This is a genomic window from Sodalis sp. RH20, from assembly GCF_047324205.1.
GTDB lineage: Bacteria > Pseudomonadota > Gammaproteobacteria > Enterobacterales > Enterobacteriaceae > Acerihabitans.
In genome coordinates this window covers 4,282,810-4,297,199 of sequence record NZ_CP178733.1, presented here as the reverse complement: position 1 = coordinate 4,297,199, position 14,390 = coordinate 4,282,810, and the positions used below count along the sequence as shown (strand labels likewise).

Here is a 14,390-nt window from a genome sequence, read left to right as displayed (position 1 = left end):
ATGCTGAAGCCTGTGACAATGATCACGGTTGTACTACGCTTAATCGTATCCCACGCCGCGGCCGCCGGCGTTCATTGATTAGCCAGGAATCAGCCAGTTGTGAAGAACAAAACCTTTATCTCACCCGCCCGGGAACAGGGGTACGCGGAGCTGGGCGACTATGCCGCGATTGGCGAGGGCCGTTCCGTGGCGCTGATCGCCCCGGACGGCGCCATTGACTGGTGGTGCGCGCCCAATATCGATTCACCGCCGCTGTTCGACCGCATACTTGATGCCGGTATCGGCGGGTATTTTCAGCTGGTTCCAGAGGGGGCCTGGCGTATGCGGCGCGGTTACCGACAGGATAGCAATGTGCTGGAAACCCATTACGAGACGGCAAGCGGCAGCGTGCGGATAACGGAATCGCTGAACAGTACCTTGGCGGGCCGCCTGCCGTGGAGCGAACTGGCGCGGCGCGTCGAGGGGCTGGAGGGGACGGTGCGCATGCTGTTGCGATTAAAGCTGGGTACGCGCGCCGAAACGCAGTCGCCCTGGCTGGATGACGCGCAGGGCATACCGGTGTTTCATCTTGGCGATCTGATGGCGATGCTGCGTTTTTCCGAGGATATCACCCTTACCGACAGCGGCGATGAAGGGGTAAGCGGCTTTTTTATTACCCACCCCGAGTCCCGCTCGCTGGTGGCGCTGGTGGCCACGGAACGGGAGCCGCTGGCGGTGCCGCCGCTGGCGAAGATTGACCAGCGTATCGAGACCAGCGATCGCGCCTGGCGCGACTGGGCGGACAATCTCACCTGGGATGGCCCTTATACCGATCACGTTAAACGTTCGGCCCTGGCCCTGAAGTTCCTGTGGTATGCGCCCACCGGCGCACTGGCCGCGGCGGCCACCGCTTCGCTGCCGGAAGGGCTGGGCGGCGGGAAAAATTACGATTACCGCTATGCCTGGGTACGCGACGCCTGCCTGATCATCAAGGCGTTTGTTTATCTTGGCGCGCTGGAGGATTGCAAAGCGGCCTTCTCCTGGCTGACCAATACCATTATCCGCCATGATGGCGTACTGCGCGCCTGCTATACCCTTGAGGGCGGGCTGGTGCCCGAGGAGCGCTTCCTGCCGTTGAAAGGGTACCGGGGCACCCAGCCGGTACGGTCCGGCAATAATGCCAGCGACCAGGTCCAGCTCAGCATGTATGGCGATATGCTGGCTACCGCGCGCCTCTTTATCGATGCCGGTCATATCCTGGATCTCTCAACGTCGCGGCTGTTGGGCCATCTCGCCAACCGCTGCGCCGACAGCTGGCGCGAACAGGACAGCGGTATCTGGGAACTGCCGGAAAAACAGCATTATACGCATTCAAAGATGGCCTGCTGGCTGGCATTGGACCAGGCTGTCGCCCTGGCGGACGCGGGCCATATCGAACCGACCTGGAAAGGGCGCTGGCAACGGGAGCGCGACCGCATCAGCGCCTGGATTGAGCGGCACTGCTGGTCTGAACAGCGCCATGCGTATACCTTTTACGCCGGCAGCGACAGGCTGGACGCAGCCATCGCGCTGACCCACTATTATGGCAGCAAGGTCAATCCGGCACGCATGCTCTCCACGCTTGGCGTTATCCAGCGGGAACTTGGCGAGGGCGGCCCGCTGGTTTATCGCTACTCCGGCATGGACAAAGAGGAAAGCGCATTTGTCGCCTGCGCCTTTTGGCTGGTGGAAGCGCTGGCGAATATGGGGCGCCAGGCGGCGGCGGATAACGCCATGGAAGAGATTTTAGCGACGCTTTGCCAGACGGGGAATGTGCAGGTCTTCAATGAGATGTTTGATACTAAAACCCAGACCTGGCGCGGCAATATGCCGCAGGGCTTGAGCCATCTGGCGCTGATCTGCGCGGCAAAAGGACTGGCCGGGGGCGCTACCGGGCAAGGGCAGGCCCTGACCCGATCGCCGCCCGCGGATAAGGCGTAGGTGTTCAGAGATAAATCCTTGTCCGGAGCGGAGTGATGGCGCCCGTGATGGCCGGGCGGCTGCGATAATAATAGCGCCGGCAGCGTCCTTCGGGAAGGGAACCTGGGCCAAGGTTGCCTTTACAAAGGCTTCAGGCGCGCCGGCTGCTGACAATCCAATAAAAAATCAAAAAAGGAATGCGGCGGGTTTTTATCATTCCCGCCGTCAATGTCGCTTTTGAAAACGTTTATTGCTGATGAAGGTTTTTATTTGTGAGTAATTTATATGATTTCTTCTTTAATAAGATATTAATTTAGCTATTGTATATTAATCAATTTTTTAATCGTGAATTCTGTAAGGTAATTTATATATTAAATATATGTTATTAGTGTTTGCAATAGCCCGGTGTGTATTTTGGGTTAACAACGCGAGTGCTATATAAAAGATCTTTAAAATATAAATATCCATTATCATCATTGGGGGAAATAAAATGAACACTATTTTTCCATCGCTATGGCCGCCGCAGGCGTACCCTGACTATGAAAAGAAAGGCCATAACAAATTAAATAATAATTTAACTGCCGGCTACCTATACCACCATGCCCCGCAGCGAAAGAATGCCATTCTTAGCGGAGAAGAACTTTTCCATAGGGCGCACGTTCTCAAACAAGAAAGCAGCCGGCAGCTTGATGATAAGCCTCGCCAAATAGCCACGCTAAATCAACCCCAAAATATTTTCGAGCGCATCCTCTATGGTCTTTTGCTGGTGTCCTCCTTAAAAGTAGCACAGCAACATCAGGTAAAACCACCGGCAATGTCTTCTTCTTTCCCACGGCCATTCCTCCCTCCGGAGCGAAGGATAAAACGCGAGGCTTTGCCAGCCCTGCACGATTACGCCGCCGAAAGAAATTATCGCCTTGCCACATACCTTAATAAAAATATAGGCGTCGGAATTAATCCCGACTTCACGGATGATAAACATCTGGCCATAATAATTATCGACAGCATCGATCGGCATCCGGAGCTTATGCCTGATGTTGCCCGGCTGACGTTGTACGGTAGTCAGCTCTATGGAGAACGCAGGGGAGAGACACTCAGGCCTTTACAGCAAAAGGGACTGATAGGACAACTGCTTTGCCAGCTTATTTTCAGGGAAGACAATATCGCTCTGCGCATAGCGAAATTATTTGATGCTAATCGCAGCATCACGCACCAGGCGTTTGCCGCCCTGGTGGAAACATGGCCGTTGTCAGAAAGTTATGTGCGGAATAAATGGTTGTGGCAGGAAAAGTACGAGGCAATGGAAATTCCGACGCTGTATCTGAAAAGCTATTTTCACGTCAAGGACCAGCCGGCATGGATGGCGCAAAATCAGACTGCCATCCTTGATCTCGATAATTTGTGGGTCGGCAGCCTGACCTGGACATTATTGCATTTCGGCGCCCGGGCAATTGTGCTTGATAACCCGGATAACCTTATATCGTCATCCCTGTCATCCCTGATTGAATTAGGTATTGGCCTGGTCAGTACATCCTGGCATGGCTTGCTGGCCACAAGCGCGGAATCGACAATGTATCTGGGATTGGTGTTGTATTATTTGCGCGCCCGCCCTGAGCTGAGCATTGGGCAGATAATGGCCGAGGGCAGCTTGGATGAAGTGTTTGCCTGGTTTAAGGCCGATCTGGAAAAGCGGCATCTCACCGCGCAACATCTTTATGACAGTTTTAGCTATTACAAAATCAATTTTCAACGGCCCGTATGGCGTTCGCGCAAGTCGGCGGCGGAGGAATTACTCAAGCAGCACTGCGGCAGCGCGCAAGCTCTCATTATGGGCTATGACAATCTGGATAGACATGACCCCCCATCGCATGCTCCGGACCCTGTCGGGCAGTTAATGAGATCGTCCACGGCCCGGCAATGCGTGGCTAACGGTGCGTCGATCCCGAATCTGGATACTTTTTATCGTCGGGAGGTGGACCGGTTCGCGATGAAAATCCGCGCCCTGGACACGGCGCTGCTGGAAGCGGTATTTATGCCCAGTGATGTTCTTGATGATAATCTACAAGCGGATGATGAGCGGTTTCTGCAAGGAGCGGAAATTAAATGGGTGGCCCCGCGGCTGACTCAGCGCCGGACCATACAGGATATGTTTTATTCAAATAAGCCTATTCATTATCTTAGTAAACCGGATACGTTTTTTTTCCAGGGCGGTCAGGGGAGCGATCGCCGGCTATTTGCACTTCGGATCACAGATATGGGCTATCTGCTGCGCAAGATTGCGGTTAATGATCCGCATCTTGGCACCCTGATGCCGTTTATGGCGGACTGGCCGCTCCCGGAGCGGGTCTCGCAGCACGAATTTACCCTTCTGCCATTAAATAATACCGGCATCTCAAAAGAGCCGAATGAAACATTGTCCCTGTTTCTGGAGCGTTATGCCGATTTCCATTACCAGCTTTACCGGCTCAAAATCCATGAAATGGGGTACGAAGAGGAGAAGTCTGGTTTTCATCAGCTTATGGCATCGTTGCCGGGGCTTATCATCCCTTTCTATGGTTGTGCCAACGCCCTGCACGCCGGACAAGCCCAGGATGCCTTTACCTCATGCCTGATGGACGGCGCTCTGGTGGGCTTGCCGCTGGTGTTTACCGGCGTCAGGGCCGGTCTGGGGTTGTTCAGGAGCGCGGCGATTGGCGCCGCCAGGACCTTGAGCGGGCCGGTATTCAGCGCCTCGGGACAAGAAGTCTTCAGGAATATAGTGCCGACAAGGATACAACTCGCCGGGGGTATCGAGGCTACCCACGCCCAATTATGGCCATTTATGGATACCGTGGGAAAAGGCATACTGAAAAGTGTCGACCCTGGTTTTGCCGCCGCCCGATCGCTGAGTATATTGACTAAAGGCCTGTATCTGGCCCTCCTTGGCAGGACGACCGTCGGGGTGGTGGCGTGGCGATCCAATATTGCAAAAGTGACCAGCGGACTGCCGAAATTTGTGCCCGCAATCCACGTACAGGATGCAAAAATAGTCTTTGGCGCCGAGGGCAGGGTCCCTTTAACCGTGGCCATCAAGGGCGTCATCTATCCTGTGGCGAAAGTACAAAACAGCAGCATAGTGGCGGTTGAGACCGGTGAGCGTACCCCCGACGGCAAGCTGCTGTTTGTCCAAATGGATCTGCAAAGCCAGTTCGGTATTTATAAGAAATACTATTGTCTGGAAACGGGTAGTGCCGTGTGTAATCTGGCCGAATATAGCCTGCCGGATTTCAGGATTGAAAAAAATGCCGAAATACCTCCTGCAACAGAGGTGCAGCTTTTTTGGCCGCTTTCCAGCAGCACGCCTATTTATTTGTTGGTTGTGCATCCGCTCCATATTCTGGATATAGCCGACAAGACATGGGTGATGTTTGAGATCAACGGCAGACGCTGGGCTTTCTCCAGGGACAATGGCACCCTGATGCCGGCGGATAATCTCGATGATGCGCAGGTGCGCGTCCGCCGAAGCGGCGAAGCCATTGCCATGATCCACACGGGCGATAACGACCGGACATTCTCGCTGCGTTTCACGCCAATGCGGCATCAAAAAAAGCGCGAAGCCGCTCTGCCGCGGGTTTTGGACTGGCATCAGTTATTGACTAACTATACGCTCAATGAAGATGAATCCACGGGTTTTAACGCCCTGATCCATGACGAAACGCACCTGGACGTGCAGATAGGCGATGCGCGCTATTTATTATTGCCCGAAAAAAACGCCGCCACCTTCCTGATGTGCCACCCGGCGCAGGCTAACGCGCCGGTGTTCCGGGTGGCATATCAGGTTGGTAAGGGCGATTTCGTTTTTGCCTCGCCTTGCGAACCGCTCAATGCCCACCATATCGGTGAATTATTGCGCCGGAAAATTGCCGATCATCCCCAGGCCACCCAGGAGCCTTATATTAATATCCTGTTGCCGCCTTTGGTGAACGGCGCCTTCCGCTACGGCAATAAAATGTTCCTTAATCTCGGCGGGCGGTTTTTACATATCGCGCCGTTTAACGGGGTTTATCACACACTGTCCCTGGACGAGGGTGAGGCGGGGTCCGTTAATAGTTACTGGACCCTGCGTTATGAATTATTTACGGGCTGCTTCGATATCATTGACATAAGCGACCGACCTCCCGCGCCCGGTCATGACGCAGGCTCGCTCTCGCGGTTTGAGAAACTCGCCGCACGGACATATGCAAAAAGCAGGTTTCCCTCCCTGGCGGCGCTTTGCCGCAGGGAAAACGCGACTCAGGACGCGGCGTTGGCCCAGGGGCATCCGCTTCGTACCCGCTTACGGCAGGTGGCGTTGCTGCTGCGTCTTGATCCGCTGCGGCGAGACGAGATCCTGCACGCCTCAAGCAGTGCGCTGCGTACCTTTAAAATGGATAAAACCCTGCCGGCGGAGTGGACGGCGGAATACCCGCCTTTGGCGCTCTGGGCCACGTTGGTTAATGTGGTGGCGGCCTGCCAGCGCGACCGTTCGCAAGGCAACCCGTGGTCAAGCAGGCAATTGGCTTTCATCGCTGATCATCCATGGCACTTTTTCCCGCCGTTATTGATAACCCAAGGCCCCGATTGCAGAGCAACCCTCATTAGTGAAGACGCGGCCCATGAAGTTATTTTCGAGCAGAAAGGAATAGCGCTGGCGCCATTGGCATCGGAAACGGGATACCGTCGCTGGTTTCCGGCCCCGGGCGGCAATCAGCCGACAATAGTGACCAAATTCATCCTGGCGGAGACACAGCAGCCCATTTTCTGGGTGGACGGGGATAACCAGATCTGGGCGCAGACGCCCGACGGCGTTAAAACCCGGCTATATCGGCAAGCCAGCCACCATCCCGTCGACGATATTATCGTTTCACCGGACGGCGATATCGTCGTATTGGTTACCGAGCGCACACAAGGCAGGATCCGGGCCTTATATTATCATCTGCCGTTTATGGGCAGTCCGTCGGCGGGACAGGATAAAGAATTCTTCGAAGAAGCCTTGCTGACGGGTATCTTTGTCCCCGGCCGGGCGTTGTGGGTTACAAACCAGGGCGATTTATACGCACCCTGGGAAAAGCACTGGTCTTTTTTGGAAGACGACCATCCACGCTGGGCGACGCCTGAGGGTTTCCAGCCGGATTTTGTGTCCCCCGACCAGCGTTTTCTTGGTTTTGTTAAGCGCGATGTGAATATGGCCGACCATGAAATCCTGTTACATGATACGACCAACAATAAACAACACCTATTGCCACGCAGCCAGCCCTTATTCTGCGAGGGCATTGGATTGGGCAGAATGGTGAGCGCCGCGTTCTCAGCCCTGAACGCGCTGGTGGCGGTAGGTTTTGCCGATGGTTATATTGAAATATTCCGTATTGGCGGCGGCGAGGAGACCGGAGGCGTTTTTTCGCTTGGTTATGCGCGGCTGCCGATGGGCCGGTTCATCCTGACGGATACGGTTCTGCCCAAACCAAAACAGATGGTGATGAAATTTAACAATGCTTTTGACCAATTGCTGGTGTTCCACGATGTGGGTGATTTCCGGGCAGACCATCAGGGCAATGGGACCTACGCTGTTTCAGAGATCTCCCTGGCGGAATTATAGACAGGTTCGTTCGTATCATTCCGGCTCAAACTTCCCGGCGTGGCCCATGGCCTGGCGGGAGAGCCGCTCATCAGCTCAGCATAAAGTCGATAAGCAGCGGGACCTGCGCCATGATCATTTCCTTGCCGTAATGGACCGGCAATCCGGCCTGGGCGGCGTTGGCCAGCAGGGGTGTTTGCTCCGGGAACACCACAATATCGCACACCACCGTGGAGGCATCCAGGTAGCGCAATGAAAAGGGCTGTGCGGTATCGCCGCCCATGCCGACGGAGGTGCCGTTAATGGCGATATCCACCTCCCGGGGAAATTCATTGCCCTGCTCAATTAACACTCCGGGATAAAGGGACCGCAGCTGTTGACACAGCGCGGAGGCTTTACCGGCGGTGCGATTGAAGATAACCAGCCGACGGGCGCCATGGGCGGCCACCGCAAAGGCAATCGCCGCCGCCGCGCCGCCGGCGCCGGCCAGATAAACGCTTTTGCCCCGGATGCCATATCCCCGTGTTTGCAAACCGGCGACAAACCCTTCCCCATCCATCATGGTGCCGCTTAACCGGCCGTCGGGAGCGCGCTTAAATACGTTACAGGCTCCGATGGCCCTGGCTGAGTCGGATACCCTATCCAGCAGGGGCAACACGTTGCGCTTGTGCGGCATGGTGACGACCGCGCCGCAAAAATTGCGACAGGCCTTCAGCCCGTTAATGGCGTCCGCTAAACCGGCGGAGTCGACATGCAAAGGGATCATCAGCGTGTCCGTGATCCGTCGCTCGCGCAGCGCGGCATTGATTAACATGGGGGATTTAGCCTGTGCCACCGGATCGCCGATAATGCCCAGGAACCGCAGGTTGCCGTTGACCGTATTGCGTTCGTCCATGCCCGTGCCCGTGAATGATTGCGTGTTATCTGAGCATAAAACAAAAGCCCGCGGGCTGCATCAGCAAGAGAGAATTTGCCCGATGAGAGGGAAGGGGGTTTGTACCGTTAGCGCAGCGTATTCAGCGGCATAGGCGCGCCGGCGCGCGGTTCGCGTGGCGCAAGAAATCAAGCGGAATAGGCAATAATCCGGAAGGATCGGACTGACGCCGGCCCGCCGGGCGCGTGTAAAGTCAGGGAACGCAATTCAATCAACTGGGAGAGATGTATGAAGACTATCGGTTATGCGGCGCTGAAGGCCGGTACCCCACTGGCGCCCTTTTCCTTTGAACGGCGCGCCCTGCGCGGCAATGATGTGGCGATTGAGATTTTGTACTGCGGCGTTTGCCATAGCGATCTCCACCAAAGCCGGGACGACTGGCAAGATTGGGGGCCGACGACCTATCCTTGCGTTCCGGGCCATGAAATCATCGGCCGGGTGATTGAGATCGGCGCCGGCGTTACGCGCCACGCCGTTGGTCAATTGGTGGCGGTGGGAACTATTGTCGACAGTTGCCAGCATTGCGACCAGTGCCGCAAAGATCAGGAACAGATGTGCCGGGAATACCCCACGGTGACCTATAACGGCCACGATCGCCTCACCGGCGAGATCACCCGCGGCGGTTACTCCAAGCATATCGTCGTGCGGGAAGAGTTTGTCCTGACATTGCCGCAGGGGCTCGATCCGGCCCGCGCAGCGCCGTTGCTTTGCGCGGGTATTACCGTTTATTCCCCGTTACGTACCTGGAACGTTGGACCCGGGACCCGGGTCGGGGTCATCGGCATCGGCGGTCTTGGTCACCTGGCGGTTCGGCTGGCCGCGGGCCTGGGCGCCGCGGTGACGGTGATTACCCGCACCGGTGAAAAAGCGGCGGAAGCAACAGCGCTGGGCGCGGAAAAAATGCTGCTGTCCACATCACGAGACGATATGGCGGCGGCAGGGGCTTCTTTTGACGTGATTATCGATACCATTCCCGTTTCTCATGATGTGTCGCCCTACGTGCAACTGCTGGATATTGAAGGCGCGCTGGTGATTGTCGGCAATTTGGGGAATATGGCGGGCTTTAGCAGCCTGCCGTTGATTATGGGACGCCGGCGCATAACCGGTTCACCCTCGGGCGGTATTGCCGAAACCCAGGAAATGCTGGATTTCTGCGCCAGGCAAAACATCCTTCCCGACTGTGAAATCATTCCCATACAGCATATCAATCATGCTTTTGAACGTATGGAGCGTGGCGAGGTGAAATATCGCTTTGTGATTGATATGGCATCGCTGGATATGGCCTAGGTTGTTTCAGGCGTAGGGAACTGGCCGGCATCAGCCGCCACCTTTTAATTGATGGGTTTATACCCTTTGGCCCCTGTCCGCTGTAACAGGACAGGGACCTTATTATTTTATGCGCTTTCCTTGGATGGGGGCCATTCCCCCGGACACTTTAACCGGCGGCGCGCGAGGTTTTTTCCCTGGTCCCGGCTGAGTCTCCATACGCAAGCCCACCGTTGCCGTGGCATTATTCTTATTTTTCGCGACCGTGGTTTTTTTGGCTAACAGTCGGTTTGGTTAGCGCGTTGATAATATATATCATTCTCATCTGTGACGTGACATGCGCGTAATAATCCTTTCCCGGCGATGGCGACTGCTGAAAAATAGCGGCCGCCCTGGAAAGAGGAAAATTCCATAACAGACGGATTTAATGTGAATTTTTTATAGAGTTGCATAAAACATAAATCTAATCTAATGAAACAGCTCCCCGCTTCGCTTAATTTCCGGATTGGCGCCACGCCAAACAATCATTATCACTGGCATAAAAAGAGCCGGCGCGTTGATGGTAAAAGTTTATTTTTTTAATTTTCCATGGCGGGGTGCGATGATAACGCTATGAATAAAATGGTTTTTTTATAAAGTCAAAAATATCGATTCAAACTTGCGCTTATCTTAAGATGCGCTACATTTTAATAGGTACAACAAGCGAGACATTAACTAAACAATTAACATCAAGCACCCTCTAATGTTATGAGTGTTGCGCAGAGTTGCAGGAGAATATTCTTATGGCCGCGCAGTGATAGGGCGGGGGAAGATTACTGGACCCTGTGAAATAGGGTAGTCAGCGGATTAAATATACCGCAGACGCTTTATTTTTATTAAGAGTATCATCCGCGCTGGGGTTAATTGTTCATCTTTAATGCGGTGAGATAAATTATTCGACGGCACCCATCCATTTAAACCCGGTCAATGTAAACCAGGCTAAAGTGCCAGGCGTATTTATCATCACGGGCATAAAATGACGCAATGACAGCTATTTTAAGCAATGGAACATTATTGTATGCCTGCAACGTATTATATTTCATAGCCCGGGCGAAATGGCATTGGAAAATAAAGAAATTGACGCTGCGCCGTGCAGGGCAGGGTCGTTATGTCCTCTCTTTTTCCCCCATGGTTGTTGCCGGATAACCACAAAATGAAAGCGCGGCTGCAGAAATATTTTCTTTTTTCCGCGCGCCGTATCTTGTTAACCATTACTTCAAATTCAAGGCCCGGTTTTTTTGGCACGGCAGCTAAGCCACCCTACCTCCCTGGTGCATACGTTCCTGGCAAAAAGACCACGGATACCACGACAGGCAGGTTTGTTTAATCAATTGAGAGGTGAATCATGACTTACGAAGAAAATTACCACGATTGGCTTCGTGACGCGCACGCCATGGAAAAACAAGCGGAAAGCATGCTGGAAAAAATGGCCGGCCGGCTGGAGCATTATCCCGATCTGAAGGCGCGTCTTGAACTGCATAGAGAAGAAACCCGTCAGCAACTGGTGCTGCTTGAGGACGTGATTGATCGTAATAACATTTCCCGTTCAACCTTAAAAGACGTCATGGGGAAAATGTCGGCCTTTGGGCAGGCGGTGGGCGGCATGACCGCCGAGGACGAAGTGGTTAAAGGCGCCATCAGCGGTTATGTCTTTGAGCATTTTGAAGCCGCTTGCTACACATCGCTTATCGCCGCCGCCAAGCTGGCCGGGGATGTTGAAGGCGCCAGGGTTTTTGAGCAAATCCGCGAACAGGAACTCGCCATGGCCGAATGGGCCTTTACCCATCTGCCGAATGTCACGGAACAGTTTATGGTGCGTTCCGCCACGCCCGATGTCGAGGCGAAAAAATGATCTTGCCGGATAAAGCGACAGGTTGCTTCGTCCGTGGCGAGAATAAGGGAAAACCGGCATGGAAGCATTGAAAATAATAACTTTTGTCGGGAGTGAGCATGTTTAGACACGTAAAACAACTTCAATTTACCGTTCGTGTCGCCCAGCCTAATCCAGGCCTGGCGAATCTTCTGCTGGAGCAATTCGGCGGTCCGCAGGGCGAGCTGGCGGCGGCGTGCCGCTATTTCACCCAGGGCCTCGGGGATGAAGATCCGGGACGCAAGGATTTGCTGCTGGATATCGCCACGGAAGAACTGAGCCATCTGGAAATTATCGGCTCATTGGTCGGCATGCTTAATAAAGGCGCCAAGGGCGATCTGGCGGAGGGCACCGAACAAGAGGCGGAATTGTATCGTTCATTAACCGGCAACGGCAATAGCAGCCATACGACGGCATTGCTGTATGGCGGCGGACCGGCATTGACGAATTCCGCCGGTGTGCCCTGGACCGCGGCGTATATCGATACCATCGGTGAAGTGACCGCCGATCTGCGATCGAATATCGCCGCCGAAGCGCGGGCGAAAATCATCTATGAACGTCTGATTAATCTGACGGACGATCCCGGGGTAAAGGATGCGTTGGGTTTTCTGATGACGCGTGAAGTGGCGCACCAGATTTCGTTTGAAAAGGCGTTGTATTCCATTCGCAATAACTTTCCGCCGGGCAAGCTTCCGCCTATTGAAAAATATGCCACCACGTATTTTAATATGTCGGATGGCGGCGAGGTGCGCGGTAGCTGGAACTCGGATGAAAACTTCGCGTACGTCGCAGATCCCGCGCCGGCGGTTGACGGGGGGGATGGCGGCGCCAGCGTGGCGCTGCCGCCCAAGCAGCAGGCCAATGTGGATACCCTGACGCTGCGTACCCAATCCGATCCGCAGGTGAATCCCATCACCGGCGCGGAAATCGGCGCGGTGCCCCCGATTGAAAACGAGGCGGCCGGGCAGACCAAACCCGCGAAGAAAAGCAAGAAAAAATAAAAACCCCGCGGTTTACCCACGGCATTTTTTGCCGTGGGTAAACCGCTGCTATTGGCGTTATTGGCTTATAATAGGTGAGCTGGCCTGGAAAACATCTTTGCCCATTGCTTCCCGTCACGCTGCTTAATGCCTCTCATCAATAAGGCTATTTTTATTACACGGGCAGGATCCTGGCCAGACTGAGCAACCAATGTTATCCCTTAATTGCCGTGCCTGGGCGTGAGCGCAGCAATGCGGCTTATCGCGACGTCTCAGGACGGTGGCAACGGCTAAAAGCCCCTCTCAGGAGAGCCGGGCAAGCAGAGGTAAGCATGGGCGATGTGCACGCGTTTATACTGGCAAGGATACAGTTTGCCTTTACCGTTTCTTTTCATATCATTTTCCCCGCTATTACTATCGGTCTGGCCAGTTTCCTGGCGGTGCTGGAAGCCCTATGGCTTAAAACCCGGCGGGAAAGCTATCGCGATCTTTATCATTTCTGGCTAAAAATATTTGCCATTAATTTTGGTATGGGCGTGGTCTCGGGGCTGGTTATGGCCTATCAATTCGGCACCAACTGGAGCGGGTTTTCGGCATTTGCCGGATCCATCACCGGCCCTTTGCTGACCTATGAAGTCCTGACCGCCTTTTTCCTTGAAGCCGGATTTCTCGGCGTTATGCTATTTGGCTGGGATAGGGTTGGGCCGGGATTACATTTCTTTTCCACCTGTATGGTGATGCTGGGCACGATAATGTCCACGTTCTGGATCCTGGCCTCCAATAGCTGGATGCATACGCCGCAGGGGTTCGAGATTGTCAACGGCCAGGTTATCCCGGTGGATTGGCTGGCGGTGATTTTTAATCCCTCGTTTCCTTATCGATTGCTGCATATGACCATCGCCGCGTTTCTGGCCTCCGCTTTTTTCGTCGGCGCCTCCGGCGCCTGGCATTTGCTGCGCGGCAATAATAGCGCGCCGGTACGTATCATGTTTTCAATGGCGATGTGGATGGCGCTGTGCGTCGCCCCCATACAAGCTTTTGTCGGCGACGCGCACGGTCTTAATACGCTTGAACATCAGCCCGCCAAAATCGCCGCCATAGAGGGGCATTGGGAGAATACCGCCGGCCGGGCCACGCCGCTGATTGTGTTCGGCTTGCCCGACATGCGCGCGGAAAAAACGCGCTTTGCGCTGGAAATACCTTATCTCGGCAGTCTTATTCTTACCCATAGCCTGGACAAGCCCATTCCCGCGCTGAAGGATTTTCCGCCGGATGAACGTCCGAACTCCACCATTATCTTTTGGTCATTCCGGATCATGGTCGGCCTGGGCTTATTGATGATCACCGTGGGCGTCGCCGGCCTGTATTTGCGCTGGCGCGGCACATTATTTCACAGCCGCCCGTTTCATCAATTTGTTTTATATATGGGCCCTTCAGGGTTGCTGGCGATCATTGCCGGCTGGTTTACCACTGAAATAGGCCGCCAGCCATGGGTTGTTTATGGCCTGCTGCGTACCAGGGACGCGGTGTCGGCCCACGGCGCGCTGCATATGAGCATCAGCCTGCTGGCGTTTATCGTGGTTTATTTTGCCGTCTTTGGCACCGGCATTATCTATATGCTCCGGCTTATCAGGCAGGGGCCGCAATCCAGCAGCGGACGGCACGCGCCGGAAGGCGGCCCCGGACAGAAGCGGACGCCGGCCCGGCCGTTGTCGGCGGCGGACAATGGCGCCGCCGGCGACGAGGGTTTTCCTGAGGGGAGACACTAAT

Annotated in this window: 8 protein-coding genes; 6 read left to right on the top strand and 2 right to left on the bottom strand. The window is 54.6% G+C overall.

Translation table 11 applies throughout. The features are described from left to right. Positions 1-99 precede the first annotated feature (99 nt). Entirely contained in the window at positions 100-1,959 is a 1,860-nt protein-coding gene (locus tag ACL2XM_RS19665; protein WP_413731465.1) for a glycoside hydrolase family 15 protein, read from the top strand. A gap of 641 nt (positions 1,960-2,600) precedes the next feature. On the opposite strand, the gene ACL2XM_RS19660 is transcribed toward ACL2XM_RS19665, so the two are convergent. After that, positions 2,601-2,777: a hypothetical protein gene (locus ACL2XM_RS19660; protein ID WP_413731463.1), complete on the bottom strand. Its 177-nt coding sequence runs from the start codon at positions 2,775-2,777 to the stop codon at positions 2,601-2,603. A 188-nt stretch (positions 2,778-2,965) separates the two neighbouring features. Between ACL2XM_RS19660 and ACL2XM_RS19655 the strand changes: the two genes are divergently transcribed. Continuing rightward, entirely contained in the window at positions 2,966-7,552 is a 4,587-nt protein-coding gene (locus tag ACL2XM_RS19655; RefSeq protein WP_413731461.1) for a hypothetical protein, read from the top strand. A 70-nt stretch (positions 7,553-7,622) separates the two neighbouring features. Here the strand turns inward: ACL2XM_RS19655 and ACL2XM_RS19650 are convergent, their stop codons facing one another. Next, positions 7,623-8,426, bottom strand: a complete 804-nt coding sequence (locus ACL2XM_RS19650; protein ID WP_413721913.1) for a shikimate dehydrogenase family protein — start codon at positions 8,424-8,426, stop codon at positions 7,623-7,625. 267 nt (positions 8,427-8,693) lie between these two features. Between ACL2XM_RS19650 and ACL2XM_RS19645 the strand changes: the two genes are divergently transcribed. The 4 genes from ACL2XM_RS19645 to ACL2XM_RS19630 all read left to right on the top strand — a co-directional run bounded on the left by ACL2XM_RS19645 (position 8,694) and on the right by ACL2XM_RS19630 (position 14,389). Further along, positions 8,694-9,752 carry an NAD(P)-dependent alcohol dehydrogenase gene (locus ACL2XM_RS19645; protein WP_410012514.1) on the top strand — a complete coding sequence of 353 codons (1,059 nt, stop codon included), beginning with the start codon at positions 8,694-8,696 and terminating at the stop codon, positions 9,750-9,752. 1,363 nt (positions 9,753-11,115) lie between these two features. After that, entirely contained in the window at positions 11,116-11,622 is a 507-nt protein-coding gene (locus ACL2XM_RS19640) for a ferritin-like domain-containing protein (RefSeq protein ID WP_410012513.1), read from the top strand. 98 nt (positions 11,623-11,720) lie between these two features. Then, positions 11,721-12,641 carry a manganese catalase family protein gene (locus ACL2XM_RS19635; protein WP_413721914.1) on the top strand — a complete coding sequence of 307 codons (921 nt, stop codon included), beginning with the start codon at positions 11,721-11,723 and terminating at the stop codon, positions 12,639-12,641. A 311-nt stretch (positions 12,642-12,952) separates the two neighbouring features. After that, the gene (locus tag ACL2XM_RS19630) at positions 12,953-14,389 is read left to right on the top strand and encodes a cytochrome ubiquinol oxidase subunit I (RefSeq protein WP_413731460.1); all 1,437 of its coding nucleotides are present in this window, start codon (positions 12,953-12,955) and stop codon (positions 14,387-14,389) included. The last annotated feature ends 1 nt before the right edge of the window (position 14,390 follow it).